Source organism: Paracidovorax citrulli, assembly GCF_900100305.1.
Taxonomy (GTDB): domain Bacteria; phylum Pseudomonadota; class Gammaproteobacteria; order Burkholderiales; family Burkholderiaceae_C; genus Paracidovorax; species Paracidovorax citrulli.
On record NZ_FNEY01000009.1, the window covers coordinates 118,781 to 140,215 of the forward strand.

Consider the following 21,435-nt stretch of genomic DNA (forward strand, 5'->3'; position numbering starts at 1 on the left):
CGACGCGGTGGCGCAAGGCAATCTGGAGGCCGGCCCGCGCCGGCGCTCCCCCTTCCTGAAGGCGATGCTCATCCTGGTGGGCATCGCCTTGTTTTTGGGTTTCCTGGCCCTGGGCACCTGGCAGGTGCAGCGACGGGCCTGGAAGCTGGCGCTGATCGAGCGCGTGGACCAGCGCGTGCATGCCGCGCCCGTGCCCGTGCCGCCGCCCGCACGATGGCCGCAGGTGGACGCCGCCGGCTACGAATACCTGCCCGTCGCGGCCACGGGCCGCTGGCTCTCCGACCGGACCGTGCTCGCGCAGGCCACCACCGAACTGGGCTCGGGCTTCTGGGTGATGACGCCGCTGCAGCAGGCCGACGGCACGCAGGTGCTGGTCAACCGCGGCTTCGTGCCGCAGGACCAGCGCGCGCGCTGGCTGCCGGGCGGCGATGCGCTGGCCGCCGCGGACGCGGGCGGCGCACAGTCCTCCGTGCAGGGCCTGCTGCGCATGAGCGAGCCGGGCGGCAGCCTGCTGCGCGCCAACGATCCGGCCCGGCAGCGCTGGTACTCGCGCGATGTCGCGGCCATCGCCGCGGACCGGCAATTGCCGCGCGCCGCGCCATTCTTCATCGATGCCGGCCTGCCCGCGCAGCGGCCGCCGCAGGCGATCGCGGAAGGCGCGGCCGCCAGCGCCGGCCCCTGGCCCCGTGCCGGCATGACCGTGATCCGCTTCCCCAACAGCCACCTCGTGTATGCGCTCACGTGGTACGGGCTGGCGCTGATGGTTGTCGGCGCGGGCTGGTATGTGGCACGCTACGAGTTTCGTTCGCGCGCAGCCGACCGTGCCCTCCACCCCTCCGACCGCCCCACTCCCTGATTCCGGCCCGGGCACAGCGCCTTCCGCGGTGCCCGGCGCGAAGCCTCCCCCGGCCGGGCCTGCCGCGCCTTCGGTGCGCAATGCGCGCTACGCGAACGCGGCCGCGGGCCTCAAGAATCTGCACCAGCTCATCCAGTTGCGCTGGGTGGCCGCCATCGGCCAGGTGTTCACCATCGAGGTCGCCTACTACAGCCTCGGGCTGACCCTGCCGGTGCGCGAGATGCTCATGGTCGTGGGCTGCCTGGTGCTCTTCAACCTCGTCAGTCTGGTGCGCTGGCGCACCGGGCACGGCGTGCGGCAGGTGGAGCTGTTCCTGGCGCTGCTGATCGACGTGGCGGTGCTCACGGTGCAGCTCTACCTGAGCGGCGGCACCGGCAATCCATTCGTCTTCCTCTACCTGCTGCAGATCGCGGTCGGCGCGGTGCTGCTGCGCGGCGGCTACATCTGGTCGATCGTGGCGATCACCACCGGCTGCTTCGCGGCGCTTTCGCGCTTCAACCTGCCGCTGCCCGTGCCCGCGGACCTGCACCGCGGCCTGTCCAGCCCGTACCTGCTGGGCCTGCTGGTGTGCTTCCTGCTCAACGCGATCCTGGTGGTCATCTTCATCACCCGCATCGAGCGCAACCTGCGCCAGCGCGATGCGCGGCTGGCGGCGGCGCGCCAGCGCGCCATGGAGGAGGAGCACATCGTGCGCATGGGCCTGCTGGCCTCGGGCGCGGCCCACGAACTGGGCACGCCGCTGTCCACCATGGCCGTCATCCTGGGCGACTGGCGGCACGACGAGCGGCTGGCCGCCGACCGCATGCTGCAGGACGAGATCGAGGAAATGCAGGTCCAGGTGCAGCGCTGCAAGAGCATCGTGAGCGGCATCCTGCTGTCTGCCGGCGAAGCGCGCGGCGAGGCGTCCGCGCAGACCACGGTGCGCACCTTCGTCGATGCGCTCGCGCGGGACTGGAGGGCCACGCGCGCCATCGCCGCATTCGACTACGACAACCGCTTCGGCGCCGACACGCCCATGGTGTCGGACACCATGCTGCAGCAGATGGTTTTCAATGTGTTGGACAATGCGCGGGACGCCTCGCCCGACTGGGTGGGGATGGCCGTCGAGCGCGATGCCGACCTGCTGCGCATCACCGTGACCGATGCCGGCCCCGGGTTCGAGCCGGCCATCCTTGCGCGGCTCGGCAAGCCCTACCAGTCGAGCAAGGGCCGCGCGGGGGGCGGGCTGGGCCTGTTCCTGGCCATGAACGTGGCGCGCACCCTCGGCGGCAGCGTCACGGCCCGCAACCTGCCGGAGCGCGGCGCCGAGGTCAGCATCCGGCTGCCGCTGTCGGCGGTCGCGCTGCCACCCACCGGACACATACACCATGGACGATGAACGCCTGCTGCTGATCGTGGAGGACGACGAAGCCCTCGCCAGGACACTGGCACGCTCCTTCGAGCGCCGCGGCTACCGCGTGCTGCATGCCGACAGCCTGGCCGGCGTGGAGGACCTGCTGGTCCTGCATGCGCCCGGCTACGCGGTCGTGGACCTCAAGCTCAAGGGCGAAGCCTCGGGCCTGGCCTGCGTGCAGAAACTGCACGCCCGCAACCCCGCCATGCGCATCGTGGTGCTGACCGGCTTCGCGAGCATCGCCACGGCGGTGGAAGCGGTGAAGCTCGGCGCATGCCATTACCTCGCCAAGCCCTCCAACACCGACGACATCGAAACCGCCTTCGGCCTTTCCGAAGGCAACACCGAGGTGGAACTGACCAACCGGTCCAGTTCCATCAAGACCCTGGAGTGGGAGCGCATCCACGAGGTGCTGGCCGAGACGGACTTCAACATCTCCGAGGCCGCGCGCCGCCTCGGCATGCATCGCCGCACGCTCACCCGCAAGCTCGGCAAGCAGCGGGTGTGACCTGCCCGCCGCGCCTGACGCTTGGCTGGCGCCCGGACACTACCCGAACAGCATGCCCAGGCCGAGCGCCAGCAGCCCGACCATCAGGCAGCGGCGGAAGGCTTCCTGCGACAGGTGCCGCCGCAGGCGGCCGCCGAGGGCCATGCCCGCCAGTGCCGGCGCGAGCAGCAGCACCGAACCGGCCAGCGTGGCGGCCGGCAGCCGGGCCTGCGATGCCAGGCCCGCGCCCAGCGCGAGCGTGGACACGGTGAAGCACGACCCCATCGCCCGCACCAGCGCATCGCGCTGCAGACCCAGCGCCTGCAGGTAGGGAACGGCCGGCACCACGAACACGCCCGTCGCCGCGGTGATGGCGCCCGTGACGGCCCCCACGGCGAACCCGAGTGCGTGGGAGGGCTTGCCGGCCATGGCCGGCAGCCGCGCGCCCGACAGCGACCAGCCCGCGTAGGCGATGAGCGCCGCCCCCAGCGCCATGCGCGCGCCCGCCCCCTGCGGCGGGCCCAGCCACCATGCGCCCAGCCAGGTGCCTGCGCAGATGCCCGCCTGCAGCCCGGCATGCCGCCGCAGCAGCGCGCGCGCCTCGCGCCAGGGCCCCATCTGCCAGACATTGGTCGCGAGCGAAGGCACCACCAGCAGCGCGGCGGCTTGCGCCGGGGACATCCAGAGCGCGAGCAGCGCCATGGACACGGTGGGCAGCCCGAGCCCGACCACGCCCTTCACCAGGCCCGCCAGCACGAACACCAGCGCCGCCGCCAGCGCATCCGGCGCCCATGCCTGCATCCATCCCGTTTCCGCCATGTTCCGCTCCTGTTGCCATCGCCGTCCACCGGTGCCGTGGCATGCGTCGCGGCCCGGCCGGAAGCACCGTGCCAGGCCCCATCCCGGGCACCTGCAGCGATTCTGGAAGCGGCCGCCAACGGGCGCCATGCGGATGTTCCGTGGCCAGCCTTCGGATTTTCCGGAGCCAGAACGCCACCTGTGTTAGCGTGCCACATGCGCTTCGACCTGACGGACCTGCGGCTCTTCCTCCACGTGCACGAGGCCGGCACGATCACGGCGGGCGCGGAGCGGGCGCACCTGGCGCTGGCGTCGGCCAGCGAGCGCCTGCTCGCGATGGAGCAGGCGCTCGGCGCGCCGCTGCTGGTCCGGGGCCGGCGCGGAGTGCGCGCCACCCCGGCCGGGCAGACGCTGGCGCACCATGCGCGCATCGTGCTGCAGCAGGTGGAGCAACTGCGCGGCGAACTCGGCGCGCACGGCAGCGGCCTGGCCGGCCACGTGCGCCTGCTCTGCAACACCTCCGCCATGAGCGAACACCTGCCCGCGCCGCTGGCCGCCTTCCTGGCGGCGCATTCCCGCATCGCGGTGGACGCGCAGGAGCGCTCCAGCGACGGCGTGGCCGATGGCGTGCGCGACGGCCTGTGCGACATCGGCATCGCCTCGCGCTCCGCCGACCTGCAGGGACTGGCAGTCCTGCCTTTCGTGGCCGACCCGCTGGACCTCGTGGTGCCCCGCGGCCATCCGCTGGCCGGCCGCGGCCGCATCGCGCTGGCGGACGCGGCGCAGGAGGACTTCGCCGGCCTGCCGGACGACAGCGCGCTGCAGGCCCACCTCGCCCGACAGGCGCGGCGCCAGGGCCAGCGGCTGCGCTACCGCGCGCGCCTGCAGCATGTCGATGCGGTCTGCCGCCTCGTGGGGCTGGGCGCGGGCCTCGTGGCCATCGTGCCGCGCGCGGCGGCGGTGCGCCTGGCCCGCTCCACCGGCATCCGGCGCGTGGCGCTGTCCGACGCCTGGGCCGCGCGGGAGCTGGTGCTGTGCGTGCGCGCGGACGGCGGCGGAGCCGCGGACGCCCTGCCCCGGCATGCCCGCGCGCTGCTGGACCACCTTGCCGGATGGCGCGGGGCCGGAGGCTGAGGACAAAAGCCTGCGCCAGGTCAAGGAGCGCGCCGCGGCCAGGCGCCACAATCGCGCGCTCCACCGCGCCCTGCCCTGCTCCCATGACGCTCCGCCCGCCCGAACTGCTGCTGCCCGCCGGCTCCCTCGACAGGATGCGCACGGCCTACGATTTCGGCGCCGACGCCGTCTATGCGGGCCAGCCGCGCTATTCCCTGCGGGCACGCAACAACGAATTCCGGCTCGAACAGATCGGCCAGGGCATCCGCGAGGCGCATGCGCGCGGCCGCAAGTTCTTCGTGACCAGCAACCTGCTGCCGCACGACGACAAGGTGCGCACCTACCTGCGCGACATCGAGCCGGTGATCGCCCTGGGGCCCGACGCGCTCATCATGGCCGACCCGGGCCTCATCATGCTGGTGCGCGAGCGCTGGCCCGACATGCCCATCCACCTGTCGGTACAGGCCAACACGGTGAACGCGATGGCCGTGAAGTTCTGGCAGCGCATGGGCCTGGCGCGCATCATCCTCTCACGCGAACTGAGCCTGGACGAGATCGAGGGCATACGACAGCAGTGCCCGGACATCGAGCTGGAAGTGTTCGTGCATGGCGCACTGTGCATCGCCTACTCCGGCCGCTGCCTGCTATCGGGCTATTTCAACCGGCGCGATGCCAACCAGGGCACCTGCACCAATGCCTGCCGCTGGAGCTATGCGGCATCGCCGGGCACGGACGCCACCGACAGCGGCGAGGTCCGGCCGCTGCCGCTGGACGGCGGCTTCGATCCGCAGGCGGAGCAGGCCCGGGCCGACGGCGCCTTCGCGGCCTGCGGCGGCGCGCCCCGCCATCCGCTGGCCGACCACGCCTACCTGCTGGAAGAAAAGGAACGCCCCGGCGAGCTGATGCCGGTGATGGAAGACGAACACGGCACCTACATCCTCAACAGCCGCGACCTGCGCGCCGTGGAGCACGTGCACCGGCTCGTGGCCATGGGCGTGGATTCCCTCAAGATCGAAGGCCGCACCAAGAGCCGCTACTACGTGGCGCGCACCGCCCAGGTGTACCGCCGCGCCATCGACGATGCGGTGGCGGGCCGGGATTTCGATCCCGCCCTGCTGGTGGAACTCGACGGGCTGGCCCACCGCGGCTACACGGCCGGCTTCCTGCAGCGCCATCCGGCGCAGGACCTGCAGAACTATGGCACGGGCAGTTCGCAGCCCGTGCGCAGCCTGTTCGTGGGCGAGGTGGTGGCCTGCGGCGGAGGCTGGGCCGAGGTGGAGACCAGGAACCGCTTCGCGGTCGGCGACCGGCTGGAAATCATCCACCCCGCGGGCAACCGCACGGTCCGCCTGGAACGCATGCGGGCGGCCGCGAGCGGCGAGCCCCTGCACGTGGCGGCGGGCAGTCCGCTGCGCGTGCGCATTCCGCTGGAAGGCCCGGCGGAAGGCGCGATGCTCGCGCGCATCCTCGATCCGGCCACCGCGGAGCCCGCGCAGGCACGGCCCTGACGGCGCGCGCAGGCAGCGTCAGGCCGTGCGCGGCTGCCCCGCCGCGAAGCCGGCCGGGTCCTGGTGGCGCAGCCCCATCCACTGCAGCTCCCCCAGCACCAGCGCGAAAGCGCCCTGGGCCATGAGCCAGGCGACGCCATAACCCGGCAGATCCCACGGGCCGGCGAAGGCCAGGGCGATGCAGCCCACGGCCCAGCCCAGGTTGCCGGTGGCCAGCAGGAAGATCGGCGCCCGCGGCATCCTGCGCCGGGTCGCGATCCAGGCGGCTGCCGCTGCGTAGGCCAGCAGGAACCAGCCGGTGGCGGACAGCAGCGCGGCAGGCAGGCCGGTGGCGGCGCCGAGCGGCCCGGCGGCGGCGCACTGCACCGCACCGGCTGCCGCGCATCCGGCAGCGTCCACCCAGAGGACGCGGGGAAGGAAACGGGGCGAGGCGAAGAGGGAAAGAGGCATGGAAGGCTCCTTGCGTGGTGGATGGGGACGGGGCACGGACCCGTTCCGTACCCTGGGACCGCATGGTCGGCCCCTCTCCGCGGGCAGTCCATGACCCGGGAGGTCATGGACTGCCCGCGCTGCGCCGATACGATCCCCACCATGACCTCCGCCCTTCAAGCCGGCCCCCACCGGCCCGCACATCCCTCCCCGGTCCCCGGCACGCATTCGCCCTTCGGGGACCACCTGCGCCACTGGCGCCGGCAGCGCCGCCTGAGCCAGCAGGACCTGGCGCTGGAGGCCGAGGTATCCACGCGCCACCTGAGCTGCGTGGAAACGGGCCGTGCCGCGCCCAGCCGCGACATGGTGCTGCGGCTGGCCGAGCGCCTGGCCGTCCCCCTGCGCGAACGCAACGCCCTGCTGGTCGCCGCCGGCTTCGCGCCCATGTACGCGGCGCGGGGGCTGGACCACCCCGACATGCGCGCCGCGCGCGAGGCCGTCGATCTGGTGCTGCGCGGCCATGAGCCCTACCCGGCCCTCGCCGTGGACCGCCACTGGAACATGGTCGCCGCCAATGCGGTGGTGCCGCTGCTGCTTCAGGGGGCGGCAGGCCACCTGCTCGCACCGCCCGTGAACGTGCTCCGGCTGTCGCTGCACCCCGAAGGGCTGGGGCCGCGCCTGGCCAATGCCGCCGCCTGGAAGGCACACCTGCTGCACCGCCTGGACCAGCAGATCGCGGCGCACGGCGACGCGCCGCTGCTGGCACTGCGGGACGAACTCGCCGGCTACCCCGTGCAGGACGGCCCGCCCGAGAGCGATCCGCCGGCATTCACCGGGCCGGGTGCCGGCATCGCCCTGCCTCTGCGCCTGCGCACCGCCACCGGCATCCTCTCCTTCATCACCACGATCACCGTGTTCGGCACCCCGGTGGACGTCACGCTGCAGGAACTCGCCGTGGAGTCGTTCTTTCCGGCGGACGACGCCACGCGCGAAGCGCTGGCGCGCCTTTCCGCCGCCTGAGCGGCCGCGCGGTCAGTGGGCGGTCGCGGCCGGAGCGGCCTCGGGCAGCGGCTCCGCGGCCGTGTCCGCCAGCATCTGCCGCTCGAACGCGCGCAGCCGCTTGTGGATGGAAATCTGCTCCACCACCGTGCTCCAGTTCTGCACCAGGAACTGGAAGGATTCCAGCACCCGGTCGAACGCCCGCGAGATCTGCTGCATCACGCCGAGCGTGATGACACCGGCGATCAGCGTGGGGCCCAGGGCCACCAGCGGCACCAGCACGCTGACCTGCAGGTAGGACCACTTCACCACGTCGAAGTACAGGTAGTTGAAGAACAGCCGGAAGTAGTTGCGGCGCACGTCGGCGAACAGCGCGGCGGCCGTGGGGGGCGCGGCGCGCGCGTGGTCGTCTTCGCCCAGTACCAGTTCCTTGCGGTAGGCGGCCTCCACGCGCTGGTTGTGGAACTCCAGCCCCGGCAGCCGCACGCCCACCACGGCCAGCAGCACGGTGCCGCCCAGGGCCCAGAACAGCGCCACCCAGACCAGCGAATGCGGCACGGCGCCGATCACCGGCAGCCCGGTCAGCTTGTCCGACAGCACCCAGAGCACCGGCACGAAGGCGCCCAGCGTCATCAGGCTGCGCAGGAACGTCAGGCCCAGGCCTTCCATGGTGGAGGCGAAGCGCATCGTGTCTTCCTGCACCCGCTGCGCCGCGCCCTCGATGTGGCGCAGCCGCGGCCAGGCGGCCATGTAGTGCTCGTTCATCGCCTGCCGCCAGCGGAAGATGTAGTGCTTGCAGAAGAAGTCCACCACCACCGCCGTGGTCACATAGACCATGGCGATGCGCGAGAAGCTGGAGAGCTGCCCCCAGAACTGCCCCGCGGTGATGCTCCCGGGCCGGCCCAGCGATGTCTGGATCAGGTCGTAGAAACTGCCGAACCAGTCATTGATCTGCACGTCGAGCTCGACGCGGTACCAGGTGGCCAGCAGGATGAAGACGGAGCCGGCGATCGACCAGGCCCACCACCGGCGGGCGAGAAAGAAGGATTTGAACATGGCGGTACGCGTTGTGGTGGTTCTTGGCCATCGGACGCCACCTGGACAGTAAACGTTCCACGGCCGGCCGGCCGCTTCAGCCCCGCCTAAGAAAGGTGGAGAGGCCGGCCAAAAAGGACAAAGCAAAGGCCCCGGGGATCGCTCCCCGGGGCCCTTGCAGTGCGGCACGTCAGTCCGGCAGCGGAAGCGGGCGGGCCCCCGGGGCCCGCCCGGCCTTCAGGCCGCCACGGACTTGGCGGCGTCCGCGTATTCCTCGATCTGGTCGAAGTTCATGTAGCGATAGACGCTCGCCTTGTCGGCATCGATCACGCCCATTTCCTTGAGGTATTCCTCCTTGGTGGGCAGCTTGCCGATGCGCGAGGCGATGGCGGCCAGTTCGGCCGAGCCCAGGAACACGTTGGTGTTCTTGCCCAGGCGGTTCGGGAAGTTGCGGGTGGAGGTGGAGATCACCGTCGCGCCCTCGCGCACCTGCGCCTGGTTGCCCATGCACAGCGAGCAGCCCGGCATTTCGGTGCGGGCGCCGGCCGTGCCGAACGCGGCGTAGTGGCCTTCCTTGATCAGCTCGTTCTGGTCCATCTTGGTCGGCGGCGCGACCCACAGCTTGACGGGAATGTCGCGCTGGCCGCCCAGCAGCTTGGCGGCTGCGCGGAAGTGGCCGATGTTGGTCATGCACGAACCGATGAAGGCTTCGTCGATCTGGGTGCCGGCCACTTCCGAGAGGAACTTGGCGTCGTCCGGATCGTTCGGGCAGCAGACGATCGGCTCCGTGATGTCGGCCAGGTCGATCTCGATCACGGCGGCGTACTCGGCGTCCTTGTCGGCCTCCAGCAGCTCGGGGTTGGCCAGCCAGGCCTCGACCTTCTCGATGCGGCGCTTGAGGGTGCGCGCGTCGGCGTAGCCGTCGGCGATCATGTTCTTCATCAGCACGACGTTGCTGGTGAGGTATTCCTTGATCGGCTCGGGGTTGAGCTTGATCGTGCAGCCGGCGGCCGAGCGCTCGGCGGAGGCGTCGGACAGCTCGAACGCCTGTTCCACCTTCAGGTCCGGCAGGCCCTCGATTTCCAGGATGCGGCCCGAGAAGATGTTCTTCTTGCCGGCCTTGGCCACCGTCAGCAGGCCCTGCTTGATGGCGTACAGCGGAATGGCATGCACCAGGTCGCGCAGCGTCACGCCGGGCTGCAGTTCGCCCTTGAAGCGCACCAGCACGGATTCGGGCATGTCCAGCGGCATCACGCCGGTGGCGGCGCCGAAGGCCACGAGGCCGGAGCCCGCGGGGAACGAGATGCCGATCGGGAAGCGGGTGTGCGAATCACCGCCGGTGCCCACGGTGTCGGGCAGCAGCAGGCGGTTCAGCCAGCTGTGGATCACGCCGTCGCCGGGGCGCAGCGCGACGCCGCCGCGGTTGCTGATGAAGGCGGGCAGCTCGCGGTGCGTCTTTACGTCCACGGGCTTCGGATAGGCGGCCGTGTGGCAGAACGACTGCATCACCATGTCGGCCGAGAAGCCCAGGCAGGCCAGGTCCTTCAGCTCGTCGCGGGTCATCGGGCCGGTGGTGTCCTGGCTGCCCACGGTGGTCATCTTCGGCTCGCAGTAGGTACCGGGGCGCACGCCCTGGCCTTCCGGCAGGCCCACGGCGCGGCCGACCATCTTCTGCGCCAGCGTGAAGCCGGCCTTGGATTCGGCGGGCGCCTGCGGCAGGCGGAATGCGGTGGATGCGGGCAGGCCCAGGAACTCGCGCGCCTTGGCGGTCAGCGAGCGGCCGATGATCAGGTTGATGCGGCCGCCGGCGCGCACTTCGTCGAGCAGCACGTCGCTCTTGAGCTGGAACTCGGCGACGGTTTCGCCGTTGCGCACCAGCTTGCCTTCATAGGGCAGCACGTCGATCACGTCGCCCATTTCCAGCTTCGACACATCGACCTCGATCGGCAGCGAGCCCGAGTCTTCCTGCGTGTTGAAGAAGATGGGAGCGATCTTGCCGCCCAGCGTCACGCCGCCGAAGCGCTTGTTCGGCACGAAGGGAATGTCCTGGCCGGTGGCCCAGATCACGCTGTTGGTGGCCGACTTGCGGGACGAGCCCGTGCCCACCACGTCGCCCACGTAGGCCACGACATGGCCCTTCTTCTTCAGGTCCTCGATGAACTGCATCGGGCCGCGCTTGCCGTCTTCCTCGGGCTTGAAGGCCGCGTCGGGACGGGTGTTCTTCAGCATGGCGAGGTAGTGCAGCGGGATGTCCGGGCGGCTCCAGGCGTCGGGCGCCGGGGAGAGGTCATCGGTGTTGGTCTCGCCGGGCACCTTGAAGACGGTGACGGTGATCTTCTTCTCGACTTCGGGGCGGCTCGTGAACCATTCGGCGTCGGCCCACGACTGCATCACTTCCTTGGCACGGGCGTTGCCGGCCTTGGCCTTCTCGGCCACGTCGTTGAAGAAGTCGAACATCAGCAGCGTCTTCTTCAGGCCCTCGGCGGCCACGCCCGCCACTTCGGCGTCGTCCAGCAGCTCGATCAGGGGATGGACGTTGTAGCCGCCCACCATGGTGCCCAGCAGCTCCGTGGCCTTGGCCTTGGAGATCAGGCCCACCTTCACGTCGCCGTGCGCCACGGCGGCCAGGAAGCTGGCCTTGACCTTGGCGGCATCGTCCACGCCAGGGGGCACGCGGTGCGTGAGCAGGTCCAGCAGGAACGCTTCCTCGCCGGCGGGCGGGTTCTTGATCAGCTCGATCAGTTCGGCGACCTGCTTCGCGTCGAGCGGCAGGGGCGGGATGCCCAGGGCGGCGCGCTCGGCCACATGGTCACGGTAGGCTTTCAACATGGTGTTCTCCGGTGGGTTCGATCGTTGGATTTTTGGGGGCAAAGCCAGTCCTGCGGGCGCCGCGGGCGGCGCCCGTCCATCGCAGGCCAGGACGCCGCAGCGCTTACTTGGCGGGCGCTTCGGCGGCGGGCGCAGCCGCCGGGGCGGCTGCGGCGGCCGGTGCCGGCGCGGGCGCATCCAGCAGGCTCGGCTGCGGGTTCTTGCGGATGGTCTCGCTGACGGCGACCTGCTGCGGGCTCATGCATTCGTCGGCCAGGCGCTGGCCCAGCTTCTGGTTCATGAGCATGGACTTGTTGGCGATCTGGATCCAGACCGCGCCGGCCTTCTGGTCCTCCAGCCGCACCGCGCCGGTGCTCGTGGCCACGGGCGTCATGCGGTAGTGGAAGTTCTTGCCGGCGACCTCGAAGTACCCGGGCGACTTGGGATCGGCCTCGATGTTGACCGAGGCGCCCAGTTCGCAGGGAATGTGGCCGGTGTGCACGCGCTGGGCGATCTCGAGTTCCGCGGGGCTGAGGGCGGCCTCGGCGGCGATGAGGCCCGAGGCCACCTGGTTGGTGGCGCTCTTGAGCTGGGCTCGGCTGCTCTGCGGATGCGCCTTGGCCACGTGCACGGGCTTCTTGGCTTCCTTGGCGGTGGCAGCCTTCGCGCTCTGGGTGGACTTGGCGGCAGGCTTCCTGGCCTCCTTGGAATCCTTGGCGGGGGCGGCTTTCGCAGCAGCCTTGGGAGCGGGCTTGGCCGGAGCCGGGGCGGCATCCTGCGCCATCACCAGGACGGGGCTCAGCAGCATCAGGGCGGAAGCGACGAGTTGTTTCATGGAAGCTCCAGCAAGGGAGAGGGGTCGTGGGAACGGGGTCGTGAAGGGCAGCCGGTACGTCAGGCGACCGCTGCCGCGGCGGAATCGAACCAGCCGCGCGCCTCGGAAGGCAGCACACGGCCGGTCTGGTGTGCACGCTCCAGCACCTGCCAGAAATAGCGGTAGCTGGCGCGGTCGTGCAGAACGCCGTCCACGCTGATGGGAGCCCATGCGGCGTGCTCGGCGGCGGAAAGGATGGCGGCGGCCTGGACGATCTCGTCCCGGGCGGGCGCGAAGGCCTCCAGGATGGGACGGATCTGGGCCGGGTGGATGCTCCACATGCGGGTGTAGCCGAACTCGCGCGCGGCGCGCCCGGCTGCGGCACCCAGGGCCGCGGCGTCGCTGAACTCGGTCACCACGCAGTGCGATGGCACCTTGCCGTGCGCATGGCAGGCGGACGCGATCTCGAGCTTGGCGCGCACCACGAGCGGATGCTCGAACTGGCCCTGCACGCCCATCGCCCGCGCGGGGATCGCACCGCCGTGCGCGGACACGAAGTCCATGAGACCGAAGCTGATCGACTCCACGCGCGGGTGGGCCGCGATCTCGAAGGCATGGTGCACGGCCGCGGGCGATTCGATGAGCACGTGCAGCGGCAGCGCGGTGGCGCCCGCGGCGTTCACGGCCCGCTCGGCGCGCAGCACGTCGTCCACGGATTCGACCTTCGGCACCATGAGGTGGGAGAGCCGGTGGCTGGCCTCCCCGGCGATGGTGGCGACGTCGTGCGCGAAGGCGGGATGGTCCACCGTGTGCACCCGGGCCGCCACGCGGGCCCCGGGCTGCGCGTCGCGCGCCAGCGCGGCGACCAGCTCGGCATGGGCGCGCTCCTGGCCCGCGGGAGCGCCGTCCTCGCAGTCGAGCGTGACGTCGAACACGCAGCGGCCGAACTCGGCCGCCATCTCGGCCTGCAGCTGCAGGCTCTTGCGCATGCGCACCTCGACGCCGCTGTAGTGGTCGCACACCGGCAGCCGCGCGGCCGCGGCCTGGGCGCCGAGCAGCACCTCGGCGGGATGGAGCCTGGAAGGAGCAGCCACGGCGGAGTTCATGCGGAGCGCCGCGCCACGATGAACATGCGCGGGAAGGCGAGCAGGCGCTGCCCGTCGGCCCGCACGGGATAGGCGGCGTCGATGCCGCGCTCGTACGCGGCCAGGAAGCCGGCCCGCTGCGCCTCGGGCAGCGGATCGACGAAGGGCTTGAGGCCGGTACCGCTCACCCACTCGACGATGGCGGCGGCCGAGGCCATGGGATGCTGGTACACGGTGTGCCACACGTCCACGCTCCGGGCGATGGGCGCCAGCAGGTCGTAGTAGTCGGCGATGCCCAGGATGCGCGTGCGCACCGCGGCCGCGTCGCCGATGGCGTCGCGCCAGGGCGCCTGGGCGGCCACCTCGCGCATGGTGCGGTGCGAGGGCTCCTGACGGTTGTCCGGCATCTGGATGGCCAGCACGCCGCCCGGCGCGAGCGCGGCGAACAGCCGGGGAATGAGGGATTCATGCCCGCCCACCCACTGCAGGGAGGCATTGGCATAGAGCAGGTCGGGCGCTTCGCCCGGCTGCGGCGCCCAGGCGGCGATGTCGGCCTGGACGAATTCCGCCGCCGGCAGGCGCTCGCGGGCGCTCTGCAGCATGGCGGCGGAGGTATCGATGCCGGTCACGCGCGCCCCGGGGAAGCGCACGGCCAGCAGTTCGGTGGAATTGCCCGGGCCGCAGCCCAGGTCCACCACATGGGAAGCAGCGGACAGCGGCACCCGCGCGAGCAGTTCATGGGCCGGACGCGTGCGCTCGTCCTCGAAGCGTCGGTAGAGCGCGGGGTTCCAGTCGTGCATGGCGTCGCGGTACAGGTGCAGCCGTCGGGCAGGCCCGCCTTACAGCAGGTGCTTCACGCCGTCCTGTTCGCCTTGCAGCTCGGCCAGCGTCTTGTTGATGCGCTCCTGGCTGAACGCGTCGATCTCCAGGCCCTCGACGATCTTGTATTCGCCGTTCTCGGTGATCACCGGGAAGCCGAACACGATGCCTTCGGGAATGCCGTACTCGCCCTTGGAGGGCACGCCCATGGTGACCCACTTGCCGTTCGAGCCCAGGGCCCAGTCGCGCATGTGGTCGATGGCGGCGTTGGCGGCCGAGGCGGCGGAGGACAGGCCGCGCGCCTCGATGATGGCGGCGCCGCGCTTGCCCACCGTGGGCAGGAACACGTCGGCGTTCCAGACCTGGTCGTTGATGGCGTCCTTGACGCTCTTGCCGCCGATGGTGGCGAAACGGTAATCGGCGTACATCGTGGGCGAGTGGTTGCCCCACACCGTCAGCTTCTCGATCTCGCCGACCTTGCCGCCCGTCTTGGCGGCGATCTGGCTGGCGGCGCGATTGTGGTCCAGGCGCAGCATGGCGGTGAAGTTCTTGGCCGGCAGGTCGGGGGCCGACTTCATCGCGATGTAGGCGTTGGTGTTGGCGGGGTTGCCCACCACGAGAACCTTCACGTTGCGCGAGGCGACGGCGTTCAGGGCCTTGCCCTGGGCCGTGAAGATCTGGGCATTGGCGGCCAGCAGGTCGGCGCGCTCCATGCCGGGGCCGCGCGGACGTGCGCCCACCAGCAGGGCGTAGTCGGTGTCCTTGAAGGCGGTCATCGGGTCGCTGTGGGCTTCCATGCCGGCCAGCAGCGGGAACGCGCAGTCTTCCAGTTCCATCATCACGCCCTTGAGCGCCTTCTGGGCCTTCTCGTCGGGAATTTCCAGCAGTTGCAGGATGACGGGCTGGTCCTTGCCGAGCATTTCGCCGGAGGCGATGCGGAACAGCAGTGCGTAACCAATTTGACCGGCTGCACCGGTGACGGCGACGCGGACAGGCTTCTTGCTCATGAGGGAAACTCCAGAAGATGGGATGGAACGGGTGTCGGTGCAGGGGCACCAGCGCCAGTCGATCCAAGCAGCCAGGGTCCTGCAGAACAGCTCCCGAGTGTACCGCCGATTTCCGGCGAGGGTCAATTTGTCTTATGTCTTATATAAGATATGATGCGGACCGCCGCACACGGCGCCCGAGCCCCCACGAACCGCATGTCCACCCCACCGGCAGCCACTCCCGACAGCCCCGCCCCGACGGCCGGCGGCGCGGGTGCGCCGACGCCGGCATTCAGCCCGCTCTACCAGCAGATCAAGGGGCTCATCCTGCAGAGCCTGCAGCAGGGCGAATGGAAGCCTGGCGAGGCCATCCCCAGTGAAATGGAGCTGGCGGCCCGCTTCCGCGTGAGCCAGGGCACGGTGCGCAAGGCGATCGACGAGCTGGCGGCCGAGAACCTCGTGATGCGCCGCCAGGGCAAGGGCACCTTCGTCGCCACCCATGCCGAGCGCCATGTGCAATACCGCTTCCTGAAGCTGCAGCCCGACGTGGGCGACCCGGACGCCGAAGGCCCGGCCCAGCGCCGCATCGTGGAATGCCGGCGCACCCGCGCCAGCGCCGACGTGGCGCGCGCCCTGGCGCTGCGCGGCGGGGACGCCGTGGTCATGGCCCGGCGCATCCTCTCGTTCGCGGGCGTGCCCACCATCCTGGAGGACATCTGGCTGCCCGGCCAGACCTTCAAGAGCCTCACGGCCGAACGGCTGGCCGACTACCCCGGCCCCACCTATGCGATGTTCGAGCTCGACTTCGGCGTGCGCATGGTGCGCGCCGACGAGAAGATCCGCGCGGTGCTGCCCGACGCGGCGCAGGCCGGGCTGCTGGGCGTTCCCGCCGGCACGCCGCTGCTGAGCGTGGAGCGCACCGCCTATACCTACAACGATGTTCCGATGGAGTTACGCCGAGGGCTCTACCGGACCGACACGCACTACTACCACAATGCACTGCAGTGAACCGGCAGTCCTCCCCGTGCGTATAGCCGCGGGATGGAAATCGTAGTACCCACAAACTCCGCCTTGTTGCATTGCAATAGAATTTTGGGCGTTTCGCCCGCGCGAAATTACAAAGCAGTTACATCCACGAAAGCACCGCCATGACCGAGATCGCCAAAAAGCGGCCTGAATTCCGCAACATCAACGCCCTCACGGACCTGCCCACGTACCGCCTGCCGGCCGCGGGATGGGTGTCGATCCTGCACCGCATCAGCGGCGTGATCATGCTGCTGCTGCTGCCGTTCGTGCTGTGGATGTTCGACACCTCGGTGTCTTCCGAGATCTCGTTCGGCAAGTTCACCTCGGCGTTCACCGCGGGCCTGGGCTTCGTGCCCGGCTGGTTCATCAAGCTCGTGGTGCTGGCGCTGATCTGGGCCTACCTGCACCACTTCACCGCCGGCCTGCGCCACCTCTGGATGGATGTGAGCCACGACGCCGTGAACAAGGATTTCGGATCCATGTCGGCCAAGGCCACGCTGGTGATCAGCCTCGCCCTCACCGCGGTCCTCGGCGCCAAGCTCTTCGGGCTGTACTGACCTGAATCGCCGGCCGGCGTCCCCGCCCTCTTCCATTCCAACGATTCCCCAAGGATTTCCCCATGTCCGTGAACTATGGTTCCAAGCGCACCGTCGTCGGTGCCCACTACGGCACGCGCGACTGGATCAGCCAGCGCGTCACCGCGGCCCTGATGGCCGTCTTCACCCTCGTCGTGCTGGCGCAGCTGGTGCTCACCAAGGGCCCCATCGGCTACGACCGCTGGGCCGGCATCTTCGCCGCGCAGTGGATGAAGGTCCTCACCTTCTCCGTCATCGTCGGCCTGGCATGGCATGCCTGGGTGGGCATGCGCGACGTCTGGATGGACTACGTCAAGCCCGTCGGCCTGCGCCTGGCGCTGCAAGCGGTCACGATCTTCTGGCTCGTCGGCTGCGCCGGCTGGGGCATCCAGATCCTCTGGCGCCTCTGATCCGATTACCCCGCGACTGAAAGAGCACACAACAATGAGCTACACCAAAGCGAACATCACCACGCGCAAGTTCGACGTCGTCATCGTCGGCGCGGGCGGCTCCGGCATGCGTGCCGCACTGGAACTCTCCCGCGCGGGCCTGAACGTGGCCTCGCTCTCCAAGGTCTTCCCCACCCGCTCGCACACCGTGGCGGCGCAGGGCGGCGTTTCGGCCTCGCTCGGCAACATGAGCGAGGACAACTGGCACTACCACTTCTACGACACCATCAAGGGCTCCGACTGGCTGGGCGACCAGGATGCCATCGAGTTCATGTGCCGCGAAGCCCCCAAGGTGGTGTATGAGCTGGAACACTTCGGCATGCCCTTCGACCGCAACCCGGACGGCACGATCTACCAGCGCCCCTTCGGCGGCCACACGGCCAACTACGGCGAGAAGCCCGTGCAGCGCGCCTGCGCCGCGGCCGACCGCACCGGCCACGCGATGCTGCACACGCTCTACCAGCAGAACGTGAAGGCCAAGACGAACTTCTTCGTCGAGTGGATGGCCCTGGACCTGATCCGCGACGCCTCCGGCGACGTGGTCGGCGTGACGGCCCTCGAACTGGAAACCGGCGAGCTCTACCAGCTCCAGGCCAAGGCCGTGCTGCTGGCCACCGGTGGCGCCGGCCGCATCTTCGCGGCATCGACCAACGCCTTCATCAACACCGGCGACGGCCTGGGCATGGCGGCGCGCGCCGGCATCCCGCTGCAGGACATGGAGTTCTGGCAGTTCCACCCCACCGGCGTGGCCGGCGCGGGCGTGCTGCTGACCGAGGGCTGCCGCGGCGAGGGCGCCATCCTGCTCAACAGCAACGGCGAACGCTTCATGGAGCGCTACGCGCCCACCCTGAAGGACCTGGCGCCGCGCGACTTCGTCTCGCGCTCGATGGACCAGGAGATCAAGGAAGGCCGCGGCTGCGGTCCCAACAAGGACTACGTGCTGCTCAAGCTCGACCACCTGGGCGCGGACACCATCCACAAGCGCCTGCCCTCGGTGTACGAGATCGGCGTCAACTTCGCCAACGTGGACATCACGAAGGAACCGATCCCGGTCGTGCCCACCATCCACTACCAGATGGGCGGCATCCCGACCAACATCAACGGCCAGGTCGTGATCCAGAACGGCGACGTGCACAACCAGGTGGTGAACGGCCTCTACGCCGTGGGCGAATGCTCCTGCGTGTCCGTGCACGGCGCCAACCGCCTGGGCACGAACTCGCTGCTCGACCTGCTGGTGTTCGGCAAGTCCGCCGGCCGCCACATCGTCGAGATGGTCAAGAACAGCGGCGAGCACAAGCCGCTGCCGGCCGACGGCGCAGACCGCACGCTGGCCCGCCTCAACCAGCTGCAGGAATCCAGCCAGGGCATCTATGCCCAGGACATCGCCAACGACATCCGCGCATCGATGCAGCAGCACGCCGGCGTGTTCCGCACGCAGGAAGGCATGGACGAAGGCGTGGTGAAGATCAACGCGATCCGCGAGCGCGTGGGCGCGATCACGCTGAAGGACAAGTCCAAGGTGTGGAACACGGCCCGCATGGAAGCGCTGGAAGTGGACAACCTGATCGAGGTCGCCCAGGCGACGATGGTCTCGGCCGCAGCCCGCAAGGAATGCCGCGGCGCGCACACGGTGTACGACTACGAGCACCCCGCCGACCACCCCGACTTCCCGCTGGGCCGCAACGACAAGGAATGGATGAAGCACACGCTGTGGCACAGCGAGAGCAACAGCCTCACCTACAAGCCCGTGAACCTCCAGCCCCTGACCGTGGACAGCGTGCCGCCCAAGGTCCGCACGTTCTGACACGCCCACGAGAACCCACGAGACACCACCATGAAGCGCACCTTTCAAATCTACCGCTACGATCCGGACAAGGACGCCAAGCCCTACATGCAGACCGTCGAGATCGAACTCGACGGCCATGAGCGCATGCTGCTCGACGCGCTCATCAAGCTGAAGGCGCAGGACCCGTCCATCTCGTTCCGCCGCTCCTGCCGCGAAGGCGTCTGCGGCTCCGACGCGATGAACATCAACGGCAAGAACGGCCTGGCGTGCCTCACGAACATGAACACGCTCAAGGGCACGATCGTGCTCAAGCCGCTGCCGGGCCTGCCCGTGATCCGCGACCTGATCGTGGACATGACGCAGTTCTTCAAGCAGTACCACTCGATCAAGCCCTACCTCATCACGGAAGGCATCGCGCCCGAGCGCGAGCGCCTGCAGTCCCCCGAGGAGCGCGACGAGCTCAACGGCCTGTACGAGTGCATCCTGTGCGCGAGCTGCTCGACCAGCTGCCCCAGCTTCTGGTGGAACCCCGACAAGTTCGTGGGCCCCGCCGGCCTGCTGCAGGCCTACCGCTTCATCGCCGACAGCCGCGACGAAGCCACGGGCGCGCGCCTGGACAACCTGGAAGATCCGTACCGGCTCTTCCGCTGCCACACCATCATGAACTGCGTGGACGTGTGCCCGAAGGGACTCAATCCGACGAAGGCCATCGGTAAGATCAAGGAACTGATGGTGCGCCGCGCCGTCTGACTTTGCACATGGCCGAAGACGTGCTCGACGACCGCGAAGTCGCCAAGCTCCGGTGGCGCTGCCGCCGGGGCCTGGTGGAGAACGACCTCTTCATCGAGCAGTTCTTCGCCAACCATGGCTCCCGCCTGACGCACCGCCAGGCACAGGGCATCACCACCCTGATGGACCTCGCCGACAACGACCTGCTGGACCTGCTGCTGCGGCGCAAGGAACCGGCGGGCGAGGTCGATACCGCCGAGGTCAGGGACGTGCTCGAACTGCTGCGCCACCGCGCGCCGGCAACTCCTCCGCTTGCGGGCTAACCACTACCACCCAAGGAAACTCAGAATGAAACTGGCAGACAACAAAGCAACGCTCTCGTTCAGCAATGGCAGCCCGAGCGTGGAATTGCCCGTGTACCACGGCAGCGTGGGTCCGGACGTGGTGGACATCCGCAAGCTCTACGCCCAGACGGGCATGTTCACGTACGACCCGGGCTTCCTGTCCACGGCCGCCTGCCAGTCGTCGATCACCTACATCGACGGCGACAAGGGCGAACTGCTCTACCGCGGCTATCCCATCGAGCAGCTGGCCACGAACTGCGACTACCTCGAGACCTGCTACCTGCTGCTCAAGGGCGAGCTGCCGAACGCCACCCAGAAGCAGGAGTTCAGCGACAGCGTGACCAAGCACACGATGGTCAACGAGCAGATGCAGTTCTTCCTGCGCGGCTTCCGCCGCGACGCGCACCCGATGGCCGTGCTCACGGGCCTGGTGGGCGCCCTGTCGGCCTTCTACCACGACAGCACGGACATCAACAATCCGCAGCACCGCGAGATCTCGGCCATCCGCCTGATCGCCAAGATGCCGACGCTGGTCGCCATGGCCTACAAGTACGGCGTGGGCCAGCCGTACATGTACCCTCAGAACCACCTGAGCTATGCCGGCAACTTCCTGCGCATGATGTTCGGCACGCCCTGCGAGGAGTACAAGGTCAACCCCGTGCTCGAGCGCGCGCTGGACCGCATCTTCATCCTGCACGCCGACCACGAGCAGAACGCCTCCACCTCCACCGTGCGCCTGTGCGGCTCGTCGGGCACCAACCCGTTCGCCGCCATCGCGGCCGGCGTGGCCTGCCTCTGGGGCCCCGCACACGGCGGCGCCAACGAAGCGGCCCTGAACATGCTGCACGACATCCAGGCCCAGGGCGGCGTGGAGAAGATCGGCGAGTTCATCAAGCAGGTCAAGGACAAGAACTCCGGCGTCAAGCTCATGGGCTTCGGCCACCGCGTGTACAAGAACTACGACCCGCGCGCCAAGCTCATGCAGGAAACCTGCAACGAGGTGCTGGCCGAGCTGGGCCTGGAAAAGGACCCGCTGTTCGCCCTGGCCAAGGAACTCGAGAAGATCGCACTGGAAGACGACTACTTCGTGCAGCGCAAGCTCTACCCGAACGTGGACTTCTACTCCGGCATCGTGCAGCGCGCCATCGGCATCCCGGTGAACCTGTTCACCGGCATCTTCGCCCTGGCCCGCACCGTGGGCTGGATCGCCCAGCTCAACGAAATGATCGGCGACCCCGAGTACAAGATCGGCCGTCCGCGCCAGCTGTTCGTGGGCGCCGAGCCCCGCACGGTGAAGCCGATCGCGCAGCGCTGACAGGGTGCCCAAGGCGCGGCCACCAGGTGGCCGCGCCGGCAAGGAACGAACCGCCGCGGGGCATGTCTCCGCGGCGGTTTT

At 69.4% G+C, this 21,435-nt stretch carries 21 protein-coding genes; 13 read left to right on the top strand and 8 right to left on the bottom strand.

Annotated elements, in window-relative coordinates; translation table 11 throughout:
• The first annotated feature begins 7 nt into the window (after positions 1-7).
• From BLR99_RS08580 to BLR99_RS08590, 3 genes are read left to right on the top strand one after another with little or no spacing between them, the layout of a single operon-like run.
• Positions 8-856 carry an SURF1 family protein gene (locus BLR99_RS08580; RefSeq protein ID WP_083369974.1) on the top strand — a complete coding sequence of 283 codons (849 nt, stop codon included), beginning with the start codon at positions 8-10 and terminating at the stop codon, positions 854-856.
• On the top strand, positions 822-2,234 hold the full coding sequence (locus BLR99_RS08585; RefSeq protein ID WP_081436452.1) for an ATP-binding protein: 1,413 nt from the start codon (positions 822-824) through the stop codon (positions 2,232-2,234). Before BLR99_RS08580 ends, BLR99_RS08585 begins: the two co-directional genes overlap by 35 nt.
• Positions 2,224-2,757 (top strand): response regulator transcription factor, encoded by a 534-nt coding sequence (locus tag BLR99_RS08590; RefSeq protein ID WP_011795331.1) that lies wholly within the window; start codon positions 2,224-2,226, stop codon positions 2,755-2,757. Before BLR99_RS08585 ends, BLR99_RS08590 begins: the two co-directional genes overlap by 11 nt.
• 39 nt (positions 2,758-2,796) lie before the next feature.
• On the opposite strand, the gene BLR99_RS08595 is transcribed toward BLR99_RS08590, so the two are convergent.
• Positions 2,797-3,555, bottom strand: a complete 759-nt coding sequence (locus tag BLR99_RS08595) for a sulfite exporter TauE/SafE family protein (protein ID WP_011795330.1) — start codon at positions 3,553-3,555, stop codon at positions 2,797-2,799.
• Between the two features lie 195 nt (positions 3,556-3,750).
• On the opposite strand from BLR99_RS08595, the gene BLR99_RS08600 reads away from it, so the two are divergent.
• Both BLR99_RS08600 and trhP read left to right on the top strand, forming a co-directional pair.
• Positions 3,751-4,668: a LysR family transcriptional regulator gene (locus BLR99_RS08600; protein ID WP_074687057.1), complete on the top strand. Its 918-nt coding sequence runs from the start codon at positions 3,751-3,753 to the stop codon at positions 4,666-4,668.
• A gap of 83 nt (positions 4,669-4,751) precedes the next feature.
• Complete coding sequence (gene trhP / locus BLR99_RS08605) at positions 4,752-6,155, top strand: prephenate-dependent tRNA uridine(34) hydroxylase TrhP (protein ID WP_074687059.1); 1,404 nt, start codon at positions 4,752-4,754, stop codon at positions 6,153-6,155.
• A gap of 18 nt (positions 6,156-6,173) precedes the next feature.
• On the opposite strand, the gene BLR99_RS08610 is transcribed toward trhP, so the two are convergent.
• On the bottom strand, positions 6,174-6,605 hold the full coding sequence (locus tag BLR99_RS08610) for a hypothetical protein (protein WP_011795327.1): 432 nt from the start codon (positions 6,603-6,605) through the stop codon (positions 6,174-6,176).
• A gap of 141 nt (positions 6,606-6,746) precedes the next feature.
• Between BLR99_RS08610 and BLR99_RS08615 the strand changes: the two genes are divergently transcribed.
• Positions 6,747-7,604, top strand: coding sequence for a helix-turn-helix domain-containing protein (locus tag BLR99_RS08615; RefSeq protein WP_074687069.1), 858 nt, complete (start codon positions 6,747-6,749; stop codon positions 7,602-7,604).
• A 12-nt stretch (positions 7,605-7,616) separates the two neighbouring features.
• On the opposite strand, the gene BLR99_RS08620 is transcribed toward BLR99_RS08615, so the two are convergent.
• The 6 genes from BLR99_RS08620 to BLR99_RS08645 all read right to left on the bottom strand — a co-directional run bounded on the left by BLR99_RS08620 (position 7,617) and on the right by BLR99_RS08645 (position 15,151).
• Positions 7,617-8,639 carry a putative transporter gene (locus BLR99_RS08620; protein WP_074687061.1) on the bottom strand — a complete coding sequence of 341 codons (1,023 nt, stop codon included), beginning with the start codon at positions 8,637-8,639 and terminating at the stop codon, positions 7,617-7,619.
• 216 nt (positions 8,640-8,855) lie between these two features.
• Positions 8,856-11,447 (bottom strand): bifunctional aconitate hydratase 2/2-methylisocitrate dehydratase, encoded by a 2,592-nt coding sequence (acnB, locus tag BLR99_RS08625; RefSeq protein ID WP_011795324.1) that lies wholly within the window; start codon positions 11,445-11,447, stop codon positions 8,856-8,858.
• A gap of 103 nt (positions 11,448-11,550) precedes the next feature.
• Positions 11,551-12,261 carry a hypothetical protein gene (locus BLR99_RS08630; RefSeq protein WP_011795323.1) on the bottom strand — a complete coding sequence of 237 codons (711 nt, stop codon included), beginning with the start codon at positions 12,259-12,261 and terminating at the stop codon, positions 11,551-11,553.
• 59 nt (positions 12,262-12,320) lie between these two features.
• The gene (locus BLR99_RS08635; RefSeq protein ID WP_011795322.1) at positions 12,321-13,346 is read right to left on the bottom strand and encodes an HpcH/HpaI aldolase/citrate lyase family protein; all 1,026 of its coding nucleotides are present in this window, start codon (positions 13,344-13,346) and stop codon (positions 12,321-12,323) included.
• A complete protein-coding gene (gene tam, locus BLR99_RS08640) occupies positions 13,343-14,125 on the bottom strand; it encodes a trans-aconitate 2-methyltransferase (protein ID WP_011795321.1) in 783 nt (260 codons plus the stop codon). Before tam ends, BLR99_RS08635 begins: the two co-directional genes overlap by 4 nt.
• A gap of 39 nt (positions 14,126-14,164) precedes the next feature.
• Positions 14,165-15,151 (bottom strand): malate dehydrogenase, encoded by a 987-nt coding sequence (locus BLR99_RS08645; protein WP_011795320.1) that lies wholly within the window; start codon positions 15,149-15,151, stop codon positions 14,165-14,167.
• 195 nt (positions 15,152-15,346) lie between these two features.
• Here BLR99_RS08645 and BLR99_RS08650 point away from each other — a divergent pair, with 195 nt between their 5' ends.
• From BLR99_RS08650 to BLR99_RS08680, 7 genes are all read left to right on the top strand, one after another.
• On the top strand, positions 15,347-16,138 hold the full coding sequence (locus tag BLR99_RS08650) for a GntR family transcriptional regulator (protein WP_074687071.1): 792 nt from the start codon (positions 15,347-15,349) through the stop codon (positions 16,136-16,138).
• Positions 16,139-16,278: 140 nt separating this feature from the next.
• On the top strand, positions 16,279-16,713 hold the full coding sequence (gene sdhC, locus BLR99_RS08655; protein WP_017438522.1) for a succinate dehydrogenase, cytochrome b556 subunit: 435 nt from the start codon (positions 16,279-16,281) through the stop codon (positions 16,711-16,713).
• A 62-nt stretch (positions 16,714-16,775) separates the two neighbouring features.
• Positions 16,776-17,141: a succinate dehydrogenase, hydrophobic membrane anchor protein gene (gene sdhD, locus BLR99_RS08660; RefSeq protein ID WP_011795317.1), complete on the top strand. Its 366-nt coding sequence runs from the start codon at positions 16,776-16,778 to the stop codon at positions 17,139-17,141.
• A gap of 34 nt (positions 17,142-17,175) precedes the next feature.
• The gene (gene sdhA, locus BLR99_RS08665) at positions 17,176-18,984 is read left to right on the top strand and encodes a succinate dehydrogenase flavoprotein subunit (RefSeq protein WP_011795316.1); all 1,809 of its coding nucleotides are present in this window, start codon (positions 17,176-17,178) and stop codon (positions 18,982-18,984) included.
• 30 nt (positions 18,985-19,014) lie between these two features.
• Positions 19,015-19,716, top strand: coding sequence for a succinate dehydrogenase iron-sulfur subunit (locus tag BLR99_RS08670; RefSeq protein WP_011795315.1), 702 nt, complete (start codon positions 19,015-19,017; stop codon positions 19,714-19,716).
• A gap of 8 nt (positions 19,717-19,724) precedes the next feature.
• Positions 19,725-20,018 carry an FAD assembly factor SdhE gene (locus tag BLR99_RS08675; RefSeq protein ID WP_017438521.1) on the top strand — a complete coding sequence of 98 codons (294 nt, stop codon included), beginning with the start codon at positions 19,725-19,727 and terminating at the stop codon, positions 20,016-20,018.
• Positions 20,019-20,043: 25 nt separating this feature from the next.
• On the top strand, positions 20,044-21,354 hold the full coding sequence (locus tag BLR99_RS08680; RefSeq protein ID WP_011795313.1) for a citrate synthase: 1,311 nt from the start codon (positions 20,044-20,046) through the stop codon (positions 21,352-21,354).
• Positions 21,355-21,435: the final 81 nt, after the last annotated feature.